The organism is Caulobacter sp. GW821-FHT11E10, from assembly GCF_058808375.1.
On sequence record NZ_JBXARP010000007.1, the window covers coordinates 312,367 to 334,630 of the forward strand.

The following is a 22,264-nucleotide window of genomic DNA, read 5'->3' on the forward strand; positions in this document are numbered from 1 at the left end:
CGTCAAATATCGACGAGGCGTCCAAGGCGACGCCCCTGCGCATCCGCACATTCGCCGCGCTTGTGAAAGGAACCTCCGTCATGACCATCGCCATCATCGGGTCCGGTGCGATCGGCTCGGCGCTCGCACGTCGCTTCGCCGCCAGGAGCCTGAGCGTCCAGATCGCCAACAGCCGGGGCGCCGGCTCGATGCAGCCGCTCGTCCAGGAGCTGGGCGACGTCATCTCGCCGGTGGAGCTTGATCAGGCGCTGGAAGCGCAGATTGTTTTGTTCGCCGCGCCCTTCGGCACCGCGCCGTCAATCCTTGGCCAGGTTCCCGACTGGAAAGGGCGTATCGTCGTCGACGCGACCAACGCCATCAACTTCACGAACTTCACGCCGATGGATCTTGGCGGGCGGCTCTCGTCGCAGGTCGTCTCAGAGGCGGCTGTCGGCGCGCGCCTGGTCAAGGGGTTCAACACCCTGCCGGCCGCCGTGCTCGCCGCGTCGCCGGAGTTCGCCGGCGGCCATCGGGTCCTCTTCCTGGCGGGCGACGACGACAACGCCAACCGCGAGATCGCCAGGCTGGCCACATCGCTCGGCTTCTTCCCGGCCATTCTTGGCAAGATCGCCGAGGGTGGCCGGCTGCAACAGTTCGGCGGCGCCCTGATCACCCACAACCTGATCAAGATCGGCTAGGCCGCCATTCGATTTCATCGAATGATTTCCGGGACTTTATTCGGCTGTTTTGCGGCGTCCCGTGAATGGCAGATGGCGGCCCTCGCGGCGCCCCGCCGCTGGCTGCTGCTCGAAAGGACCGCATCATGCGCCGTACAAACGTCTTTGCGGAAATCTGGAAATTCCTCGTCTTCGTCACCGTGGTCAGGCTGCTCGCCAAGCGTTTCAGGCGCCGCCGCACGCTGTCATGGCGCTGATCCCAGGAGCGGAAATCTCGAACAAGATCTTCGATTTTTTCCCCGGTGAAAGCCCCGCTGGCCAACGCCACTTGAGGCTCCTCAAGGAGCCCGCCATGTCACCCGTTCGAGAGATCCAAAGCCGCCACCGCGCCTTCCACACCATCGAAGGCGACGGGGTAGACGTCCTGCGCGCCGTCCCCGGTCAGGGCTATGAAAGCGTCGGGCCGTTCATCTTCCTGGATCACTTCGGCCCCATTGCCTTCGACCCAGCCAAGGCCAAGGGTGCCTCGGCCCATCCGCACGCGGGCATCGAAACCCTTACGCTGCTGATCGAGGGGCGGATGAGGCACAAGGACAGCCTGGGCAACGCCAGCACCATGTCGCCCGGCGACGTCCAGTGGATGCGAGCCGGACGCGGGATCGTTCATGACGAGCAACCCGATATCGCGGCCATGAAGCCCGGCGAGCGCACCCACGGCGTACAGCTGTGGATCAATTTGCCTGCCGGCTCGAAACACATTGACCCCGCCTACCGTCACATCGGCGCTGGCGAGATCCCGCTCCTGCCGTCCGAAGGCGGCGCGACGCGGGCGCGGCTGGTGGCCGGCCAGGTCGGCGCGGTGACTGGGCCGGTCGAGACGTTTGGCGCGCCGTTGGCCCTGCACGTATCCTTCGACGCCGACGACTCCCTGGTAACGCCGACGGCAAGCCAGGAACTGGGCGTCTATGTCATGCAGGGCTCGGCCCTGGTCGGCGGCGACACCCGGCCGGTCGAGAAGGGCGAACTGGCGCGCCTCACGGCGGGCCAGCCCGTCGTCCTGTCGGCGACGGCGGGGACGGAACTCCTTGTGCTGGGCGGTGATCGCCTCGATACGCCGATCCTTCGCTACGGCCCGTTCGTCATGAACTCGGCCGAGGAGCTGCAGCGCGCGGTCGGCGACTATCGGTCTGGCCGGATGGGTGTGATCTCCAACCCATAGGTCCCACGCCATCTGTCCCGGTGGTCGCGCGATCCTTCAAGAACCTTGAGCCAGACCTTGGGACCATGGCTCCGGCCTCGCGCCAATGTTCGGAAAAGCCGAACAACTTGGACGATTTTATTCGACTTCATCAGAGACCCATAAGCGCGCATTTCACCCCGGCGGCGGTCGAAGACCGCTTACCCCAAGGACAAGATCATGGACGGGTTCACCCATACGGTTTCGAGCTTCATCGCCGAACATCGCGCCTGGGCGGGACCCATCGTCGGCTTGATCACGTTCGGCGAATCCATGGTGCTGATCGGCGCCTTTCTGCCCGCGACGGTGCTGCTGGTCGTCGCCGGAGGGTTGGTGGCGACCGGCGTGCTGGATGCGACCCAGGTGGTGGTCTTCGCCCTGGCCGGCGCGATCCTGGGCGACGCGGCCTCCTATGCCCTTGGACGCCGCATGGGTGTTCGCGCGCTGGCCCACCCTTGGCTTTCGCGCCATCAGACCTTGCTGACCAGAACCCGCACCGCCACCCAAAAGTACGGCGTCGCCACCCTGTTCCTCGGCCGCTTCGGCGGCCCGCTGCGCGCCTTTGTTCCGATCATGGCCGGCATGATGGCCATGCCGGTCTTGCGCTTCCATATCGCCAACGCGCTTTCGGGCGTGGTGTGGGTCGGCGTCTTCCTGATCCCGGGCTACCTGGCCGGGCGCGGCGTCGCCCTCGTCGCCGACGTTCCTTGGCAGACCCTGGGTCTGGCTGCCTTGGCCGCCGCTCTGGTCATCCTCGTCAGCGTCGCGATTCTGCGTCACCTGCGCGCTGGGACCGCACCTCGCCCTTGCGCCTGCTGAGCGCGGCGGGCAGCCATCCTATTCGACGCGCTTGGATCCAAGATCGCCGCCGCCGCGTCTGCGATGGTCTCCCAGCCGGTCCGACAGGGGCGGTTGACGTGGAGCCGGACACGCATGTTCCCCAGCACTCAGACCAGAAACGAACCGGCCGCCGCCTGGCTGTTTGTGGACGAACTGGCCCATCGCGTGGCCAATGATTACGCCCTCGCCGTGGCCAGCCTGGCGCGGGAGGCGGCGCGAAACGCCAATGTCGAAGTGCGGGAAGCTCTGACGGCCGCGGCGGCCCGCCTGCGTCGCCACGCCGAAAGCCACCGCGCGCTGCAGCCACCGGTCACCCCCGACATCATAGACTTGTCGATCTATCTCCAGGATCTCTGCGCGAGTCTGGTTCGGACCATGCTGGAGGAGCGTGAGATCCGTCTCACGTTCGTCGACGCGCCCGTGGCGATCGAGGCGCAACGCTGCTGGCAGGTGGGCCTTGTGGTCTCCGAGCTGATCACCAACGCGGTGCGGCACGGCGATTTGGCCTGCCAGGGATCCATTCGCGTGAGTGTCGATCTCACCGAGAATGAGGAGGTTCGCTGTCGGGTCGCCGACAACGGCGGCTGCTTGGGCGAGCCCCGGCCAGGCCGCGGCTGGCGGATCGTCGACGCGCTCGCCGATGAGCTCGGAGGCTCGATAAGGCGACGGTTCACGCCCGTCGGCGCCCTGATCACCCTGACGTTTCCCCGAACGCTAAGGTGACAGAAGCGGACGCGGCCTGAGCGACCGGCAAGCGCAGTCGGAAGGTCGCTCCCCGGGCGGCCTCTCCGTCGAGCGTGATCTCGCCGCCATGGGCCTCGATGATCGTTTTGCAGATCGACAGGCCCATGCCCATGCCGTTGGACTTGGTGGTGTAGAAGGCGTTGAAGAGCTGGTCCCGGCGCTCGGGCGCAACGCCAGGGCCGGTGTCGCTGACCGACACCGTGACACGGTCGCCGTCCAGCGTGGTACGGATGGTGAGGTTTCTCTCGGGGCCGCCAGCCTCGCCCATCGCCTGGACGCCATTGATCATCAGATTGACCAGAACCTGCTGAAGCTGGACGCGGTCGGCATCCAACTCCGGCAGGTCGGCCGCGAACTGCAGTTGCAAGGCCACATCGTGAGCCGCCAGTTCGCGGCGAACGAGGAGGGTGGCGTCCTCAACGAGACCGTTGATCGCGACCCTGGCCTTCTCGGGTTCTCCTTTGACGGCCATGGTTCGGATCCGCCCGATGATGCCCGACGCCCGCGTGGCCTCTCCGATCATGCGGTCGATCGCCTTGCGCACCTCTTCCAGGTCCGGGGTTTCGCGCCGCAGCCAACGCATGCCCGCCTCGCCGTTGGTGACAATGGCGGTGAGTGGCTGATTGACCTCATGGGCGATCGAGGCGGTCAGTTCGCCCAGGGTCGAGATTCGAGCGGCATGAGCGAGTTCGGACTGCACGCGCTGAAGATCTTCCTGGGCGCGAATTCGGTCGGAGATGTCGATGATGCCCACCAGCGTCGTGCCCCGCTGCAAATGCTCGCGCGGGAAACAGCAGGTGAAGAGGCCGTCGAAGTCGCGGCCGTCGTGCGTGCGGAACTTGGTCTCGGCCTCGAAGTGGGACTTGCGTTCCAGGGAGGCCATGACGCTGGCGGCGAAGATATGTTCGCTCGACGGCGGCCAAAAGCGGGCGACGGGACCGACCAGCTGGTCGCGAGTGGCGTTGAACAGCTGCAGCGACTTGTCGTTGACGTCCACGACCTGGCTACATTCCATCATCTTGCGCACGAAGCCCGGGTGGTCGGCGATGTAGGCGCGCAGATCCGTCACGCCATCGCTCCTGAGCCGGCCGAGGATCCCGCCCAGAGCAGAGAAGTCGAGCTCCCAGAACGATACGCTCATGGCGTGGAACACGTTGCGGAAGCGATATTCGCTACGGCGCAGGGCCGCCTCGGCCCGGCGGCCTTCGGTGATGTCGCGGCCGGTTTCGAGGATCTCGACCGGTGTCCCGGTCTCGTCGCGACGCAGCGACCAGCGCGTGGAGATCACCACTTCGCGGCCGTCGGCCAGGCGCCGCGTCAGTTCGCCCTGCCACTGGTCGGTGGCCAGGAGCTGGCTGTTGATTTCGTCGAGGGGTGCGGGAAAGCGGGTTTGAAGGAGATCATGGGCGTTGGAGAGCCGAGCAATCTCCCGGCTGTGGCCGTACAGCTCCTGAGACCCCTGGTTCCAGAAGGTGATGTTGTCCTGCAGGTCGCGCACGAAGATGGCGTCGTGGGCGAGGTCGAGCATGCCCGCCAGCTCCTGCTTTCGCCGAGCGACATCAAATACCAAAATGTAGAATCCCTCGAAGCCCGAAGGGCCCATCTTGGGCATGTAGCGGATGGCCGCGTCGCGCATGCCGCCGTCGCGGTGGGGTACCTGGGCGTCGAAGGCGACCTGATCGCCGGCCGCGACGCGATCAAGGAAGGGTCGGCGGGCGGCGTACAGCTCTGGGCCGATGAAATCGAGCATCGCCTTGCCGACCAGATCCTCCGGCGGGCGCCCATACCATTCACGGTGAAAATCGTTGGCGAAACGACAGACGTGGTCGGCGTCGAAAAACGAGATCAGCGCCGGCACCGCATTGGTGATCGCACGCATGTCCTCCTGCGAAACGCCCGTCTGTTCGGCGGCGTCGAAGGCCTTCAACATCATCCTCACCAAAGGTTGCGGGCCTTTATTGACGGCGCTCGGCGGTTGGTCCAGCTATCAGGCCAAATGTCAGAGCCCACTGTCCACATCGTTGATGACGACGCAGCTGTCCGCGACGCGCTCGACAGCTTGTTTCGCTCCGTTGGCCTAGCAACCCGCGTGTTCGCCACCGCGCAGGACTTCTTCAAGTCCGGACATGCGCATGACAAAGGGTGCCTCGTCTTGGATATCCGGTTGCCGGGCGTGAGCGGCCTCGACTTCCAGGCTCAGCTCAATACGGCCGACATCCGCATGCCCGTGGTGCTGATGACCGGCCACGGCGACATCCCCATGACCGTTCGCGGCATGAAGGCCGGCGCCATCGACTTTCTGGCCAAGCCGTTCCGCGACCAGGACATGCTCGATGCGGTGATGGCCGCCATCGCCAAGGACGAGACCCAGCGCCAGCAGCGCACCGGGATCGAGGAAGCGCGCCAGCGCTACGAGACGCTGACCGCCCGCGAGCGCCAAGTCATGGGCCTGGTCGCCGGCGGCCTCATGAACAAGCAGATCGCCTTCGAGATCGGGCTTTCGGAGATCACCGTGAAAATCCATCGGAGCACGGCGATGCGGAAGATGGGCGCCAAATCGATGCTTGAGTTCGCGCGTCTGGCCGAGCTTCTGGGGTTGAAGGCGACGGCTGCGTCATAACGCCATAGACCCGAGTATAATTTCACGGCCAGCAGGTTTGCGGCACTTATGCCCGCGTCGACGTCGCCTGCGCCTGGAGCGGCCCGACGTCCGTAGAGGATGTAGTGGTGTCGCAAGCTCCCCTGATTTCGGTGGTCGACGACGATGAGGCGGTCCGCACCTCGCTCGAGGCGCTGATCCGTTCGCTCGGCCACAGGGTTGCGACCTTCGACTCCGCGGCGGCCTTCCTCGCCTCCGACCATGCCGGAGACAGCGCTTGCGTCATCAGCGACGTCCAAATGCCAGGTCTCAGCGGCTTCGACCTGAAGATCGCCCTCACCGAGCGCGGCGTCGCCACGCCCGTCATCCTGATTACGGCCTTCGTCGACGAGCGCGCTCGACAGCGCGGCCTCGAGCTCGGCGCGGCCTGCTTCCTGAAGAAGCCCTTCACGGGCGAAGCCCTCATCACCTGCCTTGAGGACGCTCTGACGCGCCAACCTGAGCCTTAACGTAGGGGCGCATGAGACTGGCAAGGTTCAGGTGCTTCGTGCCCTCGGAGTTGCAGACCCGTCCGCTACCTGCGCGAGTTCGACCGTCCTAGGCTCGCCTTTCCAGCGGCGCTGTCCTTTATACTGCGAATCGACGCTCTGGCGCGCGATGTGAAGCCTGGGGCGCGGGGGGAGAACGGCGTGCATCTGGCTGAACTTCGGGTCCGCAACTTCCGGAAGCTGAAGGACGTCACGCTGGAGTTCCAGCCTGGCCTCAACATCCTTGTCGGACCCAACAATGCCGGCAAGACCGCCGTCGTCGACGCGCTGCGCGCGCTCCTAGGCGGCCTCGACGAGCCCTATCCACGCATGACCACCGAGGACATCCACCGGCCCAAAGGCGGAAAGGCCGAGGGCGACATTCTGTTCGAGTATGTGTTCGCGGGCCTGGATCTGGACGACGAGTCCGAGTTCATGCCTGCGGTCCGCCCCGCCGGCGGGGATCAAATGCGGGCTCATTTTTCCGTTAGCTACGGCTCGCCCGACAAGACCGGCCGTCTGCAGGCAAGACGCTGGTGCGGCGAACACAAAGAAAACAGCCTGACCACGGACATGGCCGACCACCTGCGCGGGGTCTATCTCCCAGCCTTGCGCGATGCGTCTCACGGGCTCAAACCCAGTCGCGGCAGCCAACTGGCGCGCTTGATCCAAATCCTGGCTGACGACGAAGGCCGCGAAGGCATCAACGCCGCCCTAGTTGAGCTGGACAAAACGCTGAAGAAGCATCCGCCCATCATCAAGACTCAGGAAGCGATCGCCGGCCGCCACGCCACCATGCTGGGCGACCAGTTGGCCCAGGTGCTCGACGTAGGGCTCAGCGTTAGCGATTTCCAGCGTCTAGCCGCCCGCCTGTCGATCAGCGTCGACGCCTTGGACATCGAGCAGAACGGCCTGGGCTTCAATAACCTGATCTTTATGGCCGTGGTCCTCAGCGAGATGGCCAAGAACACCCGCGCCGCCTTCCGGGGCCTAGTAATCGAAGAGCCGGAGGCCCACCTGCATCCGCAGCTGCAGGCCGTCCTTCTGCGCTACCTGACCGGCATCCAGGCCGCAGTCGAGGGCGAAAAGCCCGTGCAGATCTTCGTCACCAGTCATTCGCCCAATTTCGCCAGCATCGCCGAACTCAAGACGCTGATCTGCCTGGTCGACCAGGGCGACCATGTCGAGGCCTTCCTGCCGCGCACAGTCGCGTTCGAGAAGGGCAAGCGGGAGAAGCTTGAGCGCTATCTCGACGTGACCCGAGCGGAGATCTTTTTCGCGCGGCGGATCATCTTCGTTGAGGGGGCCGCGGAGCTGATGCTGGTCAACGTTCTAGCCGAGAAGGCGGGCTTCAAGTTGCGCGACCACGGGGTCAGCGTCATCAGCGTTGAGGGCCTCAACTTCGATTGCTTCCTGCCGTTGTTCGGCGAGAAGGCCCTGCGAGTGCCTGTCGCCGCTATCACCGACGCCGACCCTATCGACGCCGAGGGCAGAGCCCTCTATCCGGCCGCCGGCGACGCGGTTGTCGTGTCGGCTAACACCGCAAGTATGTGCAAGCGCCAGGACGCGCTGGTGAAGGTCTGTCATGGCCTCAAGACCCTGGAATACGACCTGGCCCTCGAACCGGATAATGTCGCCACCATGATGGCGGCGCTAACAGACATCCACCCGGGCATCGGCGCGGACCTGGCCAAAGCAATCGTTGACCTGCCCGAGGGTCAAGCCCGCGCGCGGGCGGTGTTCTGCGGCATGTTCGAGCGGCCGCAGAACAATGTGCAGAAGGGCCGCTACGGCCAGGCCCTCGCCCAGGCCTTCCTGGCCAAGGACGCGGCCTGCGTAGTGCCGGGCTACATCAAAGACGCCATCGCCCACGCCTGTCAGATGCAGGCCCGATGATCGACCTCTCTGATCAGCAGAAGGAGGTCGTCGCTGCAGACCTTGATCCGCTGGCTGTGCTGGCCTGCGCGGGCAGCGGCAAGACCCGAACCGCCGTGCATCGGCTGTTGGCCGTGCGTGAGCGGCTGGGCCGGCCCAATGGCCGCGTAGCCCTACTGTCGTTCTCCAACGTCGCCGTCGAGACCTTTCGCCGAGACTATTCGGCGTTGTGCCAAGCCAAGGCGGTCTCGGCGTTGGGCCCCGTCGAGATCGACACCATCGACGCCTTCATCACAGCCAACGTCCTGCGGCCGCACGCCTATCGAGCGATGGGCGCGCAGCGGGCCGCCTTCCTGGTCAACGGCTCTGAGCCCTTCCTCAAGGGCTTTACCCTGCCTCCGCCCGCCAAGGGCTGGCCACCGGTCAGCGTCGAGAACATCCGGGTCAAAGTAGTGCGCGGGCGGTTCGTCTTCTATCTGGAGGTGTTCAACAAGCAGATCGACCTGGACGTCGACGCGGCCAAGGATCTGGTCGAGCGGCTGGGTAAGACCGGCGCCTACACCCACGACTTAGGCCGCTATTGGTGCTGCCGCGCTTTTCGGGCCGAACCGCGGCTGCTCAAGGCTTTCGCCAACCGGTATCCGCAGATCCTGATCGACGAAGCCCAGGACGTCGGCTCCGTCCAACAGGCGATCCTCTCGGCTATTGCCCGGCACGGCGCAACCGTGACCCTGATCGGCGACCCCAACCAAGCCATTTACGAATATGCCGGCGCTGACGGCGCCTATCTGCAGGCTCACAGTCCTGCGCCGCGCCCGCTCTCCAAGAACTACCGCTCGATTCCGGAGATTACCGCAGTGGCCTACGCCCTGTGCGGAGTGCAGGGCGAAACCGACCGGGCGTCGCACGCGCCACCGTTCGGCGCCTTTGCCGTGCCTTGCGACCCTGAACGCTACGACGTGGTGATCGACCGGTTCCGTCACGCCATCGCCGCCTGCGGCCTGGATCCCGCCAAGAGCGCGGTTCTGTGCCGAGCCGCCAAGCTCGTCGACACCCTGACCGGCGAAGGTGATGAGGTCGGCGCCGGCGCGGTGCGACTGCTGGCGGCCGCCTCGGCGGCACGGGACGGCGGCGGCGATGTCCATCGCGCCTTTGCTCTAGTCGCAGAGGCCCTGGAACAGTCCTTACTCGACGATCCGCCGCGCGGCTTTGCGGCTCACTTGGCCGACCCGCGACGGCATGGCGAACTGCTTGCGGTCCGCCGCCTCGTCTGGAAGTTTGCCCGTTCGTCGGGCGAGGGTCTGCCGTCGGCGACCTTGCAGGCCGACACCGATTGGATCCAGCGTCTGCGAGTAACGACCGCGGCGTTGCTCGTGGCCATCGAAGCCCAGTCCGGATTGAAACCGGCCGACAATCTCAATCGCCGATTGGCGGTCAAGGCGTTGCCGGCCGCCCCGGTCTGCGCCCTCGATCCAGCCCTGGTCAGGAAGCTGCGGATCGATACGGTCCATGGCGCCAAGGGCGAGAGCCTGGACGCGGTGCTCTACATCGTCACCAAGCCGCACCTGGAGCACTTGCTTGCGGGGGTCCGGACCGAGCTCGGACGGATCGGCTATGTCGCCGTCACCCGTCCCCGGGACTTGCTCTGGGTGGCGGTGCCCCAGGCGATCTGGCCCGAGCATCAGGCTGGCCTGGCGGCGGTGGGGCTAAGGCCCCTGTTCGTTGATGAGAAGCACGCGCTATAGCGCGGTCGTCCTGGGTGCTTTTGCGACCCGGTCGAATGCGGCCATGGTCTTTGGTCCGCAGCGCAGGTAAGCCTGGGTCGCCCCTTCGACGCCGTCCCGAGCCCGCCATGGCCAGACCCCTGCTGCCGCTGAGTGAGTACAACCGCGTCTACCAGGTCGCACATGGGGTTATCCGCGATATCGGGTCTGCCGAACGGGCCTGCATCTTCTTCGCCGCCTTCGGCGCGCTCGTTCTCAACAAGCATTACAAGATCAGGGCGCAGGTCGTGGCCGGCGCATTTGGACTGTGTGTCAACGGGGGAGACCGGCCCGACGTCGCCTTCTTCGGGCGCCAGAACGAGGGACGGCTGAGCTCGGATGGTGGGGGTTTTCACATGTGGGTTCAGACGGAAACCCACCTAGTGGACTTCATGGCACCGATCTTCCCGGAAGCCTTCGCCGAGCATGGGGCGACCTTCGGAACGCCGCGAAAGATGCTGCAGCGGCCGCTTGCTGAAGAGGCACTGGCGCTGGATGCACTGGACACGCCGGGCGACTTCTACGGTATGCCGAATCCCGAGCTGACCGAGGAGCTGATCGACCGGTTCTTTGATCGCGAAGCCAATGGCGACCTTCTAAGGGTCGCGGATCATTGGTTTGGAAAGCGAACCGGCAAGCAGAAGGCGTCGATCATGATGGGCGACAGCCATGGAGCCCCGCTGCGGTTGACCTTGCCCACCACGGTCGCGACTGGGATTTGGTAACCTTGCAGGTGGCGCTCAGGCCCGTTCGGAGAACCGTTCGAAGGCGGTGATGCGCCTGGGGCTGAGGTTGGGCTCGTAGCCGTAGATTTCTTGGGCGAGATAGAGGAGTTCGGCCTCGCGGTCGGCCTCGGTGACATCGGTGTACCAAGCCTTCGGGCCGGCGGCCTCGTCGCCGTTCCAGCGGTAGCCGCGGGTCTTGAGCCTGTCCTTCATCTCGAACGGCGAGCGCTCTGCGACGATGCGCCAGCTGGGTGTGCGGGCGGCCTCAAGCAGGTGAGAGAGCGCCGTGCGGCCGGTGGGCAGAGGGCGGCCGAGGATTTCCAGACCCGCCAAGCAATCGTTCTCGGCTCGGTGGCTATCGAAGAAGAAGCCGCATTGGCCAGCGAGGTAAGAGAGCTTGGTTCCCTCGAACCCGTGGCCCTTCCAATCGATCTGACTCATTGAGCAGGCCCAGCCCTTGAACTTGAACGCGTCGGTCAGGCGCTCGGCGAACGGGCGGTCGAAGGCGGCGTTGTGGGCGACGATTAACACCGCCTCGGCGATGAAGGCGGCGACCGTGACCGGGTCTATGGCCTGGCCCTCAACCATTGCGTCGGTGATGCCCGTGATCTTGCTGATCTCGGCCGGGATCGGCTTGGACGGCTGGTTGAGGGCCACGAACGGCTGGCCGACCGCGCAGAGGCGTCCGGTCGGGTCGTAGTCGAACGGGATCATCGCCAGTTCGATGACCTCGTCGCGCCGGCCGTCTGTGCCGGTGGTCTCGGTGTCGAGATAAATGCCGCGCTTGAGGGTCTGGGGATCAAAGGCGGTGTGCAGGCTGCAGAACTCGAACCGGCGCAGCAGACGGTAGCGCCCGCTGGCCTCTAGCTGGGCGGCCATGGCCTCCAGGGCGGCGAGGTCCGGTTCGATCGAGACTTGGTGGGGCTGGTCGTCGTCAGGCATGGGAATCGGCGATGTGTCAGGCCAGAGCGTCCTGATCTCTATCGATGCTCCGGACGTTTCCAGGGACTTGCGATTTGACCGTCCTCGTAGAGGACTTCGTCGACCATCTCGGACACAACCACTTCGATGGTGTCTTTGCACCGCTCGCCATCGGTCAGCACGTCGGCGGCGCTAAACGAGAGGACGCGCACCCCTCGCGTCACCAGCGCCGTCTCGATGCGGAGCTTCTCCGGGAGTCTCTCACCGGGTCGATGCTGATCCACGAAGATCGCCAACTCCCTGACCTTATCGTCATGTCGACACTCGACGCCTACGGTCGGAGTGACGCCATGCATCGTCGGCCAGAATACGTAGCTCGTCCGCCACCCCCTTTGTGGCCAACTGTTCCAGGTCTCGCAGAGGTCGGCGACGTTGTAGCCGTCTTCAAAGCCGATCAGGTGACCGCAAAGTACTCGCTCGGCCGGTGTCGCTTCGGCCCTGACGCAGTCCTTGTAGCGATCAACAAACCGCGAGGCCCTCTCGTCGCCGAGCCGGGCCAGGATCGCCGTGACGGCCAGCTCGGCCTCTTCGACACTGGCTTCAGGGGTCAAGGCGGGCGCGGGGTTCCAGGGCGGAACCTCCCGGGCCAACGCCGCGAGCGCCAAGCGGAGCATGACCGGCGCGGTGCGCCGCCCGGCCTCCCAGTCCTCGATGGTGCGCACGCCAGCCCCCAAACGGCTCGCAAGCTCGGCACGGCTCATGTCGAGCTGGGCGCGAAAAAGTCGGATATCCTGCGACGACGGGGCTTCCAAGCTTGCCATGACCTTCTCCACGCAATCAAGCCTACACCCACGCAATGCGTGGTGTCTATCTGAATTGCGTGGCCAATCAGCACCGCTGTGCCTGGGCTATCCGACCCGGCCTGTGCCCGCGACGACTCAAGTTTAGTGTTCGAGTGCCGTTTCCTTTGGAGATCAAACGTGGCTGACCGATACGATGAAATCGTCGAGCAACTTCTCAAATTGACCGAGCCCGGCTTTGGCGGTCGGCCCCGGCCGGATTTGGTTGGTCAGATCGATAGGCTGACCCGCGAATTGGAGAAGCTTGCAGGTCACGACGGGTACGTGAGTGAGAAAGCGGCCAACTTGCGTGAATGGGTGGGCCGGGCATGCTCGCAGCGGCGCTACGCCCAGTGGGGCCTACAGAGGGTTGAGAGCTTCGCCTACGAAGACGCCTACCGACTTAAGAACGCATGGAAGCCGCCGGAAGCCCGCGACGCCTCGGGCGCGATCTGAGAACCGATCATGCCTCCGGCCGTCTCAAATTCAAAGATTGCCCATCCTAGTCGGGGAGTTGGAAAAGTCGTGCGAGGACTCCCAGGGTTTTGGCGCGAGCGCTTGGACATGCCGCTAGGCTCCCCGACCAAGGTCTCCATCGGTTAGCGCTACACCGGCGCGCGGTCAAAGGACGGGCTTTCGCCATCGCCTGTCTTTGCACGCCAGGGCGCGATGGGCGCTTTTTGGCCCTGGCGTCCCTGCCGCCTGACGCAATTGGTCTGTCTCCGCTTGTGTGGAGACGGCCATGTCGCCTGCCAGAATTCTCTGGGTTCCGATCGTTGTCGTGGGCGCGATCGTCCTGGCGACGACCTGGGCGGCGACCCAACTGACCGCCGATGCACTCGGCCATCAGCCACAGCTTGGTCCGCCCTGGTTCAGACTGGGCGACTACGGCGTCTATTCGCCGCCGGCGTTCTTCTGGTGGTGGTTCGCCTTCGACGCCTATGCGCCCTCCGTCTTCCTGCGGGGCGCTCTCGTGGCGGCGAGTGGCGGGCTGCTGTCGGCGGTCGTCGCCATCGCGTTGTCCGTTTGGCGTGCGAGAGAACAGGGCCGGGCCGGCACCTTCGGGACCGCGCGCTGGGCCACAACCGCCGAAATCCGAAAAGCGGGGCTGCTTGTCGACCAAGGCGTGATGCTTGGCCGACATAAAGACGGCTACCTTCGTCATGGAGGCCCAGAACACGTTCTTTGTTTCGCCCCGACCCGGTCAGGCAAAGGCGTCGGCTTGGTGGTGCCCAGTCTGCTGACCTGGCCGGGATCGGCCATCGTTCACGACATCAAGGGCGAGAACTGGACGCTGACGGCGGGGTTTCGCGCGAGACTGGGCCGTGTCCTTCTGTTCGATCCGACCGATGCGCGGTCGTCGGCCTATAATCCGCTGCTGGAAGTGCGCCGCGGCGAGAACGAAGTGCGCGACGTGCAGAACGTGGCCGACATTCTGGTTGATCCGGAAGGCTCGCTCGACAAGCGCAGCCATTGGGAGAAAACCAGCCACGCTCTCCTGGTCGGCGCCATTCTGCACGTGCTTTACGCCGAAGCGGACAAGACTTTGGCCGGCGTGGCCACCTTCCTCTCCGATCCCAGGCGCACCATCGAGCAGACCTTGGCGGTGATGATGCGCACCCCGCATCTTGGCGAGGCCGGGCCGCACCCCGTCGTCGCCAGCGCCGCCCGCGAGCTTTTGAATAAGAGCGACAACGAACGCTCGGGCGTGCTCTCCACCGCGATGACCTTCCTAGGCCTCTACCGCGATCCGGTCGTCGCCCAGGTCACAGCGCGGTGCGACTGGCGCATCGCCGATTTGGTCGATGGCGGTCCCTGTTCCCTGTACCTGGTCGTACCGCCCTCGGATGTCAGCCGCACCAAGCCTCTGATCCGACTGATCCTCAACCAGATCGTCCGTCGACTGACCGAAAGCCTGCAGGGCGTCTCAACCCGGCAGCGCCTCCTGCTCATGCTGGACGAACTTCCCGTCCTCGGCCGCCTCGATTTCTTGGAGAGCACCCTAGCGTTCATGGCCGGCTACGGCGTGAAGGCGTTCTTGATCACCCAGTCCCTCAACCAGGTCGAACGAGCCTACGGGCCCAACAACGCCATTCTCGACAACTGTCATGTGCGCGTGTGCTTCGCCACCAATGACGAGCGCACCGCCAAGCGCATCTCCGACGCCTTGGGTACGGCCACGGAGGAGCGAGCCATGCGCAACTATGCTGGCCACAGACTTTCTCCTTGGCTTGGTCACCTGATGGTCTCGAAGGCGGAGTCACCGCGGCCGCTGCTGACGCCTGGCGAGATCATGCAGCTGCCAGCCGACGAGGAGGTGGTTATGCTCGCGGGCTCGCCGCCAATTCGCGCCCACAAGGCCCGCTACTTCGAGGATCCGCGCCTGGCTGGACGAATCCTCCAGCCGCCATCGCCCTGGCGCGCGGCGGAATCGCGGCGTGACGATTGGGCAAGGCTTGCGATCCCGGTAGACGGCTTGGCCGAAGCCGGACCGTCAACCCCGGTTGAAGGCGCTGGCGAGGGACCTGCGCCCCGCACGCTCGAACTGGCGCCGACCCTGAATGAGCTCCCCACCTTCACCGACGAGTTCGCGTTCGAGGATGTCGGTCCCAATGCGGATCTCGACGCCGCGAGTGTTCGCGTCGACAAACGCATGTCCGGGACCGCCCGCTTGGCCGCGCTCGATCCCGACGATGGTGTGGAGCTCTAGGGTGCGCAGCAAGCACACGTTCCGCCTTCCCCCCAGCTTGGCGCGCCGCTTGGCGGACTACGCGCTCCGCAAGCGCATTTCCCAAGCGCTGGTCGTCGAGGCCGCGCTTGAATCGTTCCTGTCGCCCGATGGCGCCGAGCAACTCGAGGCCGCGCTCAGCCGGCGGCTAGATCGCCTGTCGCGGCAGGCCGACCGTCTCGAACAGCAAGGTCTCATCGCCAACGAAGCCATCGGGCTCTTCGTCAGGTTCTGGCTGGCTAACACCTTGGCGCTCCCCGAGGCGGCGCTGGCGGCGCAGCAGGCCAAGGGGCGTGAGCGCTATGACAACTTCCTGGCCGCGCTCGGACGGCGGATCGCCAAGGGCAGGACCCTGTCGCAGGACATCGCTGGAACCCAGGTTGATGATCTGATGGATCCCTAGGCCGGAGGCTCGTCGTCCCATCGGTCGGCGCCGAGCGCCTTGAGCATCTCAAGTTTGAGAACGGCTTCGCGATGGATCTGGCCTTCGAGCGCGGAGCATCTTTGATCGAGCGCCCTTCGATCATCCCTATGGGCCACAACAAGCGCCGCGCCGAGCAGTTCGGTCAGTCGGGCGATAACCAGCTCGATCCGCTCCGGATCGCGATTGGCCAGGGCCAGCTCGGTGATGACCAGCGCCCTTATCTTGTCGGTGAAATCCATTCGCTCAACCACGCCGTTACCATCACGGCCAACGCCCTGCCTCGCAAGCTGAGCCATAGGCGTTTTTCAGGCTCTCCGTAGTTCTGCCTCCTCGCAAACCCGGCCCGCCTACGCCATCGCCTGTCTTTGCCCGCCAGCCCACGCCGAACCCAAGGGGCTTGTTGCGTCGCCGGAAGGTCAGCCTTCTCTAGAAAGCCTCCGCCCCATGCCGAGGCTCCCCAGTGTCGCTCCAACTCCTCAACAGCGAACCCGCGCAGCGCAGCCAGCGCATGCTGCGCACGGCGCTCGGGCCGGCTATAGCCGCCTGGCTCGGCGAGCCCGACATTATCGAGGTGATGCTCAATCCCGACGGTCGGCTCTGGGTCGACCGACTTGGCGAGGGGCTCATCGCGACCGAGGCGGTGCTCAGCGCCGCCGAAGCCGAACGGATCGTTCGTTTGGTCGCTCATCACGTTGGCGCCGAGGTTCACGCGCGCTCACCGAGAATCTCGGCCGAGTTGCCGGAAGGCGGCGAACGCTTCGAAGGCCTGCTGCCGCCCGTCGTCGTCGCCCCGACGTTCGCCATCCGTAAGCCGGCTGTCCGGGCCATGCGCCTGGCCGACTATGTCGCCGCCGGGGTGATGAGCAGTCGGCAGGCCGCCGTGCTCCAGGCCGCGATCGCTGGCCGGCGAAACGTCCTGATCGCCGGCGCCACCTCCAGCGGCAAGACCACCCTGGCCAACGCGCTGCTCGCCGAACTGGCCGACCGCCGCGAACGGATCGTGTTGATCGAGGACACCATCGAACTGCGCTGCCTCGCGGCCAACACCGTGGCGCTGCGCAGCAAGGAGGGCGTGGCCTCCCTGACCGAGCTGCTGCGCTCCACCCTACGCCTGCGCCCAGACCGGATCATCATCGGCGAAGTGCGCGGTCCCGAGGCGCTCGACCTGATCAAGGCCTGGGGGACAGGTCATCCAGGCGGGGTGGCCACCATTCACGCCGGCTCGGCGCTCGGCGCACTACGCCGGCTCGAACAGCTGATCCAGGAAGCGGCCACCGTCGTCCCCCGCGCCCTGATCGCCGAGACGGTCGATATCGTCGCGGTCCTGTCGGGACGGGACGGACCGCGCCGCCTGATCGATCTGGCCGCCGTCGAGGCGCTCGCCGACGGCGACTACGTGCTCTCACCCCCAGGAGACCTGCAATGACCTCGCCTCATGCGGCCGCACGCCGCAAACGCCGGCTGCTGGCCGGCACGATGCTCGACCGGCTCGGCTGCGCGGCCCTCACAGCTGGCAGTGTGCTTTACGCGCTGCCAGCGCGCGCGGCCGGCTCCTCCATGCCCTGGGAGGCGCCGCTGCAGTCGATCCTGGAATCGATCGAGGGGCCGGTCGCCAAGATCGTGGCGGTGATCGTGATCATCGTGACGGGTCTGTCGCTGGCGTTCGGCGAAACCTCAGGCGGCTTTCGGCGGCTGATCCAGATCGTGTTCGGTCTGTCGATCGCCTTCGCGGCGTCGAGCTTCTTCCTGTCGTTCTTCTCGTTCGGCGGCGGAGCGATGATCGCATGACGTCCGCCGAGGTCCCCGCCGGCTACTATGCCACGGTGCATCGCGCGTTGCTGGAGCCGATCCTGCTGGGCGGCGCGCCGCGAACCGTGGCGATCGCCAACGGCACGTTGGCCGCGGCGATCGGTCTTGGCCTGCGGCTGTGGATCGTCGGTCTGATCGTCTGGCTGGTCGGGCACGCGCTCGCCGTCTGGGCCGCGCGCTACGATGTGCAGTTCGTCGAGGTGGGACGACGCCACCTGCGCTACCCGCCCTATCTGCGGGTGTAGGCCGATGATGGCGCTGAAGGTCTATGGCGACCGGACGCCGGCCTTGGCCGACTTCCTACCTTGGGCGGCCTTGGTCGCTGAAGGCGTGGTGCTCAACAAGGATGGCAGCCTTCAGCGAACCGCACGGTTTCGCGGCCCCGACCTCGACAGCGCCACTCCGGCCGAGCTGACGGCGACCACCGCGCGCCTGAACAACGCGCTCCGCCGGCTCGGCTCGGGCTGGGCGCTATTCATCGAGGCCAGACGTGATCCGGCCCCCGGCTATGCCAGGAGCAGTTTTCCCGACCGCGCGTCGGCCCTGGTCGACCTGGAACGGCGTGAGCAATTCGCCGAGCACGGGTCTCACTTCGAGTCCCGCTACTATCTGACCTTCGTCTGGCGGCCGCCGGCCGAGGATGTCTCCCGTCTCGGCGCGCTGATGATCGAAGGGCGCGCCTCGCGGGGGCCGGACGCCTGGGAGGACGCTCAAGGCTTCATCGCTCGCACGGACCGGGTCTTGCAGCTGATCGAAGGCTTCATGCCGCTGGCGACCTGGCTCGACGACGCCGAGACCCTGACGTTCCTGCATGGTGCGGTCACCACCCAACGGCAGGCCGTTCGGGTCCCTGAGACACCGATGCACCTGGACGTGCTTCTGGCGACCGAGCCTCTGATCGGCGGCCTTGAGCCGCGCCTGGGCGAGAGACACCTGCGGGTGCTGAGCGTGATCGGCTTTCCGAGCGTGACCTTTCCGGGGATCCTGGATGAGCTCAATCGTCTGGCCATTCCCTATCGGTGGTCGACGCGCGCGCTGATGCTCGACAAGACCGACGCGGTCAAACTGCTTTCGCGGATCCGGCGGCAGTGGTTTTCCAAGCGCAAGTCAATCGCCGCCATTCTCAAGGAGGTGATGACCAACGAGGCTTCGGCGCTGGTCGACACCGACGCGGCCAACAAGGCCGCCGACGCCGACGCTGCCCTGCAGGACCTCGGCGCGGACGATGTGGCTCAGGCCTTCGTTACGGCCACCGTCGCGGTCTGGGACGCCGATCCCAAGGTCGCCAACGATAAGCTCCGCCTGGTCGAGAAGGTGATCCAGGGTCGGGATTTCACCGTCATCCCCGAGACCCTCAATGCGGTGGAGGCTTGGCTCGGGAGCCTGCCGGGCCAAGTCTATGCCAATGTCCGTCAGCCGCCGATCTCGACGGTCAACCTCGCGCACATGATGCCGCTGTCGGCGGTGTGGGCCGGGCCAAACCTCGATGCTCATCTCGGCGGCCCGCCCCTTTTTCAGGCCCGCACCGACGGGTCGACCCCGTTCCGTTTTTCGTTGCACGTCGGCGACGTTGGTCACGCCCTGGTCTTGGGACCGACTGGCGCGGGCAAGTCCGTGCTGCTGGCCATCCTCGCCCTGTCGTTCCGTCGTTACCCCGGCGCTCAAATCTTCACGTTCGATTTTGGCGGCTCCATCCGCGCCTCGGTTCTGGGCATGGGCGGACGCTTCCACGACCTGGGGACCGACGGCGCCCCGGCGCTGCAGCCTTTGGCGAAGGTCGACGATCCCGCCGAACGGGCTTGGGCGCTCGACTGGCTGACGGCGCTATTGGCCAAGGAGGGGATGGCGCCCGATCCGGAGGGTCGCCAGCACCTTTGGTCGGCCCTAGGGGCCCTGGCGAGCACGCCCGTCGACCAGCGAAGCCTGAGTGGGCTGGCCGCGCTCCTGCAGAATGCGCCTTTGAAGTTGGCGCTGGCGCCCTACTGCCTGGGTGGGCCGGCCGGCCGCCTGCTCGACGCGGACCATGAAAGTCTCGGGTTTGCCGACCTTGAAGCCTACGAGATCGAAGGCCTCGTGGGCGCGCCCGGCGCCGCTGCGGTCCTGGCCTATCTTTTCCACCGCATCGAGGGCCGGCTCGACGGGCGGCCAACCCTGGTGATCATCGACGAGGGTTGGCTGGCGCTGGATGACCCGCTGTTCGCCGGCCAGGTGCGCGAATGGCTCAAGACCCTGCGCAAGAAGAACGCCAGCGTCGTCTTCGCGACCCAATCCTTGGCCGACATCCAAGGCAGCACGATCGCGCCGGCGATCATCGAAAGCTGTCCTACACGGCTGTTCCTCCCTAACGCCCGGGCGCTGGAACCTCAGATCGCCGAGGTCTATCGGGGCTTTGGCCTCAACGACCGGCAGATTGAGATCCTCGCCCAGGCCACGCCCAAGCGCGACTACTACTGCCAGTCGCCGGTGGGAGACCGCCTGTTCGAGCTTGGTCTGGGCGAAGTGGCCCTGGCCTTCGCCGCGGCCTCCTCCAAGAGCGATCACGCCGCCATGGACCGGGTCTTGGCGAAAGCCGGCCAGGATGGCTTCGCCCGAGCCTGGCTGATCGAGCGGGGGCTCGATTGGGCCGCCGACCTTCTCTCGACCCTGCCACAGGAGATGCTGTCATGACCCAGCGCCTTGCTCGGCGCCGGCTGCTGCTCGCGGCCGGCGTTCTGGCCGCCGTCCCGGCCGTCGCGTTCGCGCAGTTCACGGTCTTTGATCCGACCAACTACGCCCAGAACCTGCTGACCGCGACCCGTTCGCTGCAACAGATCAACAACCAGATCACCAGCCTCCAGAACCAAGCCCAGTCGCTCGTCAACCAGGCGCGAAACCTGACGTCGCTGCCATACTCGGCCCTGGGGACGCTGCAGAGCCAGCTGCAACGCACCCGCGCCTTGGTCGACGAGGCCAAGGGCCTGGCGCTGCGGGTCAGCGATATCGAGGCGGCGTTCAAGGCCGCCTATCGCCCGGCGGACCTCAGCGCCGGCGACCTCGATCTTGTGACCGACGCGCGCACGCGCTGGGCCAACAGCGTGGCGGCCTTCCAGGACGCCCTGAAGGTGCAGGCCGGCGTCGTGGGCAATCTCGACGACGCCCGTTCGGAGATGAGCGTTCTGGTGGGCGCCAGCCAGTCGGCGAGCGGGGCCTTGCAGGCGGCTCAGGCCGGCAACCAACTCCTGGCGCTCCAATCGCAGCAACTGTCGGATCTGATCACCCTGCTGGCCGCCTCGAGCAGGGCCCAGACGCTGGAAGCAGCCCAGCGCGCCGCGGCGCAGGACCAGGCACGCGAGCAGCTTCGTCGCTTTTTGACGCCCGGCGCAGGCTACCAGCCTGGCGCGGCCAAGATGTTCAATCAGCCATGAACACGCGCCTGGCGTTTCGCCTGGGCGCGATCGGCCTGGCCGCCCTGGCCGTTCTCGTCACCGCGCTCGAGGCCGGCCGCAAGACGCCGGTCGTGCCGCCGGCGCCAGTAGTCGCCGCGCCCACCCATCCCCAGGCCCAGCAGGCCGAGTTGGCGCGCTGCCAGGCGCTCGGCGCGGCCGGCGCGCAAGAGCCGACCTGCCTGAAGGCCTGGGCCGATGCGCGCACGCGCTTCCTGAGCGGCTCGGAGGCCAAGCGCTGATGGAAGGGCCCGGCGTCATCGATCGCTTCCTGGGCGTTTTCACGTCCTACATCGACTCCGGCTTCGGACTGCTCGGCGGCGAGGTGGCGTTCATCGCCACGACCCTGATCGTCATCGACGTCACCCTGGCGGCGCTGTTCTGGAGCCTGGGCGAGGGCGAGGACGTCATCGCGCGCCTGATCCGCAAGACCCTCTTCATCGGCGCCTTCGCCTATCTGATCGGCAACTGGAACGCTCTGGCCCGGATCATCTTCGAGAGCTTCGCTGGCCTTGGCCTGAAGGCTTCCGGAACGGGCTTCTCGGCCGCCGACCTGCTCCGGCCCGGAAGGGTCGCCCAGGCCGGCATCGACGCTGGACGCCCGCTGCTCGAGAGCATTTCGGGCCTGATGGGCTATGTCGCCTTCTTCGAGAATTTCATCCAGATCGCCGTCCTGTTGCTGGCCTGGCTGATCGTCGTTCTGAGCTTCTTCGTCCTGGCGGTGCAGCTCTTCGTGACGTTGATCGAATTCAAGCTGACCACCTTGTGCGGCTTTGTGCTGATGCCCTGGGGCCTATTCGGCAAGACCGCGTTCCTCGCCGAGCGCGTGCTGGGCGCGGTCGTGGCTTCGGGCGTGAAGGTCATGGTCTTGGCGGTTGTGGTTGGCATCGGCTCGACGCTGTTTTCCCAGTTCACCGCCGGGTTCGCCTCCACCCAGCCGACGATCGAGGAAGCCCTGGCCGTTGTCCTGGCCTCGCTGTGCCTGCTGGGGCTTGGCCTCTTCGCGCCGGGCATCGCCAGCGGCCTGATCGCGGGCGGGCCTCAGCTGTCGGCCGGGGCGGCCGTGGGCGCGGGGGCCGCGGCCGGCGGCGCCCTGCTGGCCGGCGGCGCTCTGGCGGGAATGGCGGCCGGAGGCGCGGCGGGCCTGGCGATGGG

The 22,264-nt window shown here is 66.0% G+C and carries 23 protein-coding genes; 19 read left to right on the top strand and 4 right to left on the bottom strand.

What is annotated here, in order from left to right:
• Positions 1–80: 80 nt before the first annotated feature.
• The 4 genes from AC1RRV_RS16990 to AC1RRV_RS17005 all read left to right on the top strand — a co-directional run bounded on the left by AC1RRV_RS16990 (position 81) and on the right by AC1RRV_RS17005 (position 3,456).
• Positions 81–677 carry an NADPH-dependent F420 reductase gene (locus AC1RRV_RS16990; RefSeq protein ID WP_492860823.1) on the top strand — a complete coding sequence of 199 codons (597 nt, stop codon included), beginning with the start codon at positions 81–83 and terminating at the stop codon, positions 675–677.
• A gap of 331 nt (positions 678–1,008) precedes the next feature.
• Positions 1,009–1,875 carry a pirin family protein gene (locus AC1RRV_RS16995; protein ID WP_492860824.1) on the top strand — a complete coding sequence of 289 codons (867 nt, stop codon included), beginning with the start codon at positions 1,009–1,011 and terminating at the stop codon, positions 1,873–1,875.
• Between the two features lie 198 nt (positions 1,876–2,073).
• Complete coding sequence (locus tag AC1RRV_RS17000; RefSeq protein ID WP_492860825.1) at positions 2,074–2,712, top strand: DedA family protein; 639 nt, start codon at positions 2,074–2,076, stop codon at positions 2,710–2,712.
• A 114-nt stretch (positions 2,713–2,826) separates the two neighbouring features.
• The gene (locus tag AC1RRV_RS17005) at positions 2,827–3,456 is read left to right on the top strand and encodes an ATP-binding protein (RefSeq protein WP_492860826.1); all 630 of its coding nucleotides are present in this window, start codon (positions 2,827–2,829) and stop codon (positions 3,454–3,456) included.
• Here AC1RRV_RS17005 and AC1RRV_RS17010 read toward each other — a convergent pair.
• Positions 3,425–5,407: a PAS domain-containing protein gene (locus AC1RRV_RS17010; RefSeq protein WP_492860827.1), complete on the bottom strand. Its 1,983-nt coding sequence runs from the start codon at positions 5,405–5,407 to the stop codon at positions 3,425–3,427. The genes AC1RRV_RS17005 and AC1RRV_RS17010 overlap by 32 nt on opposite strands.
• A gap of 45 nt (positions 5,408–5,452) precedes the next feature.
• On the opposite strand from AC1RRV_RS17010, the gene AC1RRV_RS17015 reads away from it, so the two are divergent.
• The 5 genes from AC1RRV_RS17015 to AC1RRV_RS17035 all read left to right on the top strand — a co-directional run bounded on the left by AC1RRV_RS17015 (position 5,453) and on the right by AC1RRV_RS17035 (position 10,966).
• Positions 5,453–6,097, top strand: coding sequence for a response regulator transcription factor (locus AC1RRV_RS17015; protein ID WP_492860828.1), 645 nt, complete (start codon positions 5,453–5,455; stop codon positions 6,095–6,097).
• Between the two features lie 107 nt (positions 6,098–6,204).
• Positions 6,205–6,585 (top strand): response regulator transcription factor, encoded by a 381-nt coding sequence (locus tag AC1RRV_RS17020; protein WP_492860829.1) that lies wholly within the window; start codon positions 6,205–6,207, stop codon positions 6,583–6,585.
• A 180-nt stretch (positions 6,586–6,765) separates the two neighbouring features.
• Positions 6,766–8,499: an ATP-dependent nuclease gene (locus AC1RRV_RS17025; RefSeq protein ID WP_492860830.1), complete on the top strand. Its 1,734-nt coding sequence runs from the start codon at positions 6,766–6,768 to the stop codon at positions 8,497–8,499.
• Positions 8,496–10,223, top strand: coding sequence for a UvrD-helicase domain-containing protein (locus AC1RRV_RS17030; RefSeq protein ID WP_492860831.1), 1,728 nt, complete (start codon positions 8,496–8,498; stop codon positions 10,221–10,223). The genes AC1RRV_RS17025 and AC1RRV_RS17030 overlap by 4 nt, the downstream gene beginning before the upstream one ends.
• A gap of 107 nt (positions 10,224–10,330) precedes the next feature.
• Positions 10,331–10,966, top strand: a complete 636-nt coding sequence (locus AC1RRV_RS17035; RefSeq protein ID WP_492860832.1) for a DUF2026 family protein — start codon at positions 10,331–10,333, stop codon at positions 10,964–10,966.
• A 15-nt stretch (positions 10,967–10,981) separates the two neighbouring features.
• Here AC1RRV_RS17035 and AC1RRV_RS17040 read toward each other — a convergent pair whose 3' ends face one another.
• Positions 10,982–11,908, bottom strand: coding sequence for a 3'-5' exonuclease (locus AC1RRV_RS17040; protein WP_492860833.1), 927 nt, complete (start codon positions 11,906–11,908; stop codon positions 10,982–10,984).
• A gap of 38 nt (positions 11,909–11,946) precedes the next feature.
• Positions 11,947–12,720 (bottom strand): helix-turn-helix domain-containing protein, encoded by a 774-nt coding sequence (locus AC1RRV_RS17045; protein WP_492860834.1) that lies wholly within the window; start codon positions 12,718–12,720, stop codon positions 11,947–11,949.
• Between the two features lie 147 nt (positions 12,721–12,867).
• Between AC1RRV_RS17045 and AC1RRV_RS17050 the strand changes: the two genes are divergently transcribed.
• The 3 genes from AC1RRV_RS17050 (at position 12,868) to AC1RRV_RS17060 (ending at position 15,857) form a co-directional block, all read left to right on the top strand.
• Positions 12,868–13,182, top strand: coding sequence for a hypothetical protein (locus AC1RRV_RS17050; RefSeq protein WP_492860835.1), 315 nt, complete (start codon positions 12,868–12,870; stop codon positions 13,180–13,182).
• Between the two features lie 286 nt (positions 13,183–13,468).
• Complete coding sequence (locus tag AC1RRV_RS17055) at positions 13,469–15,436, top strand: conjugal transfer protein TraG (protein WP_492860836.1); 1,968 nt, start codon at positions 13,469–13,471, stop codon at positions 15,434–15,436.
• A 49-nt stretch (positions 15,437–15,485) separates the two neighbouring features.
• Complete coding sequence (locus AC1RRV_RS17060) at positions 15,486–15,857, top strand: CopG family transcriptional regulator (RefSeq protein ID WP_492860837.1); 372 nt, start codon at positions 15,486–15,488, stop codon at positions 15,855–15,857.
• Here the strand turns inward: AC1RRV_RS17060 and AC1RRV_RS17065 are convergent.
• A complete protein-coding gene (locus AC1RRV_RS17065) occupies positions 15,854–16,117 on the bottom strand; it encodes a hypothetical protein (protein WP_492860838.1) in 264 nt (87 codons plus the stop codon). The two genes, AC1RRV_RS17060 and AC1RRV_RS17065, sit on opposite strands and share 4 nt — an antisense overlap.
• 269 nt (positions 16,118–16,386) lie before the next feature.
• Here AC1RRV_RS17065 and trbB point away from each other — a divergent pair, with 269 nt between their 5' ends.
• The 7 genes from trbB to trbL form a co-directional block, all read left to right on the top strand.
• Positions 16,387–17,304: a P-type conjugative transfer ATPase TrbB gene (trbB, locus tag AC1RRV_RS17070; RefSeq protein ID WP_492860854.1), complete on the top strand. Its 918-nt coding sequence runs from the start codon at positions 16,387–16,389 to the stop codon at positions 17,302–17,304.
• 50 nt (positions 17,305–17,354) lie between these two features.
• Positions 17,355–17,666, top strand: coding sequence for a TrbC/VirB2 family type IV secretion system protein (locus AC1RRV_RS17075; protein ID WP_492860855.1), 312 nt, complete (start codon positions 17,355–17,357; stop codon positions 17,664–17,666).
• The gene (locus AC1RRV_RS17080; RefSeq protein ID WP_492860839.1) at positions 17,663–17,932 is read left to right on the top strand and encodes a VirB3 family type IV secretion system protein; all 270 of its coding nucleotides are present in this window, start codon (positions 17,663–17,665) and stop codon (positions 17,930–17,932) included. The genes AC1RRV_RS17075 and AC1RRV_RS17080 overlap by 4 nt, the downstream gene beginning before the upstream one ends.
• Before the next feature lie 4 nt (positions 17,933–17,936).
• Positions 17,937–20,354: a conjugal transfer protein TrbE gene (gene trbE, locus AC1RRV_RS17085; protein WP_492860840.1), complete on the top strand. Its 2,418-nt coding sequence runs from the start codon at positions 17,937–17,939 to the stop codon at positions 20,352–20,354.
• Positions 20,351–21,091: a P-type conjugative transfer protein TrbJ gene (trbJ, locus tag AC1RRV_RS17090; RefSeq protein ID WP_492860841.1), complete on the top strand. Its 741-nt coding sequence runs from the start codon at positions 20,351–20,353 to the stop codon at positions 21,089–21,091. The genes trbE and trbJ overlap by 4 nt, the downstream gene beginning before the upstream one ends.
• Complete coding sequence (gene trbK-alt, locus AC1RRV_RS17095) at positions 21,088–21,351, top strand: putative entry exclusion protein TrbK-alt (RefSeq protein WP_492860842.1); 264 nt, start codon at positions 21,088–21,090, stop codon at positions 21,349–21,351. Before trbJ ends, trbK-alt begins: the two co-directional genes overlap by 4 nt.
• Positions 21,351–22,264, top strand: a 914-nt coding sequence (gene trbL, locus AC1RRV_RS17100) for a P-type conjugative transfer protein TrbL (RefSeq protein ID WP_492860843.1), incomplete at its 3' end; no start/stop codon positions are given. The genes trbK-alt and trbL, both read left to right, overlap by 1 nt.

Excerpts from the sequence above, each read along its gene's own strand:
- trbJ (WP_492860841.1), top strand. The coding sequence starts at position 20,351 with ATGACCCAGCGCCTTGCTCGGCGCCGGCTGCTGCTCGCGGCCGGCGTT.
- trbK-alt (WP_492860842.1), top strand. The coding sequence starts at position 21,088 with ATGAACACGCGCCTGGCGTTTCGCCTGGGCGCGATCGGCCTGGCCGCC.
- AC1RRV_RS17005 (WP_492860826.1), top strand. The coding sequence starts at position 2,827 with ATGTTCCCCAGCACTCAGACCAGAAACGAACCGGCCGCCGCCTGGCTG.
- AC1RRV_RS16995 (WP_492860824.1), top strand. The coding sequence starts at position 1,009 with ATGTCACCCGTTCGAGAGATCCAAAGCCGCCACCGCGCCTTCCACACC.
- AC1RRV_RS17040 (WP_492860833.1), bottom strand. The coding sequence starts at position 11,908 with ATGCCTGACGACGACCAGCCCCACCAAGTCTCGATCGAACCGGACCTC.
- AC1RRV_RS17030 (WP_492860831.1), top strand. The coding sequence starts at position 8,496 with ATGATCGACCTCTCTGATCAGCAGAAGGAGGTCGTCGCTGCAGACCTT.
- AC1RRV_RS16990 (WP_492860823.1), top strand. The coding sequence starts at position 81 with ATGACCATCGCCATCATCGGGTCCGGTGCGATCGGCTCGGCGCTCGCA.
- AC1RRV_RS17065 (WP_492860838.1), bottom strand. The coding sequence starts at position 16,117 with ATGGATTTCACCGACAAGATAAGGGCGCTGGTCATCACCGAGCTGGCC.
- AC1RRV_RS17010 (WP_492860827.1), bottom strand. The coding sequence starts at position 5,407 with ATGTTGAAGGCCTTCGACGCCGCCGAACAGACGGGCGTTTCGCAGGAG.
- trbB (WP_492860854.1), top strand. The coding sequence starts at position 16,387 with ATGCTGCGCACGGCGCTCGGGCCGGCTATAGCCGCCTGGCTCGGCGAG.
- trbE (WP_492860840.1), top strand. The coding sequence starts at position 17,937 with ATGATGGCGCTGAAGGTCTATGGCGACCGGACGCCGGCCTTGGCCGAC.
- AC1RRV_RS17055 (WP_492860836.1), top strand. The coding sequence starts at position 13,469 with ATGTCGCCTGCCAGAATTCTCTGGGTTCCGATCGTTGTCGTGGGCGCG.
- AC1RRV_RS17075 (WP_492860855.1), top strand. The coding sequence starts at position 17,355 with ATGCTCGACCGGCTCGGCTGCGCGGCCCTCACAGCTGGCAGTGTGCTT.
- AC1RRV_RS17035 (WP_492860832.1), top strand. The coding sequence starts at position 10,331 with ATGGCCAGACCCCTGCTGCCGCTGAGTGAGTACAACCGCGTCTACCAG.
- AC1RRV_RS17080 (WP_492860839.1), top strand. The coding sequence starts at position 17,663 with ATGACGTCCGCCGAGGTCCCCGCCGGCTACTATGCCACGGTGCATCGC.
- AC1RRV_RS17000 (WP_492860825.1), top strand. The coding sequence starts at position 2,074 with ATGGACGGGTTCACCCATACGGTTTCGAGCTTCATCGCCGAACATCGC.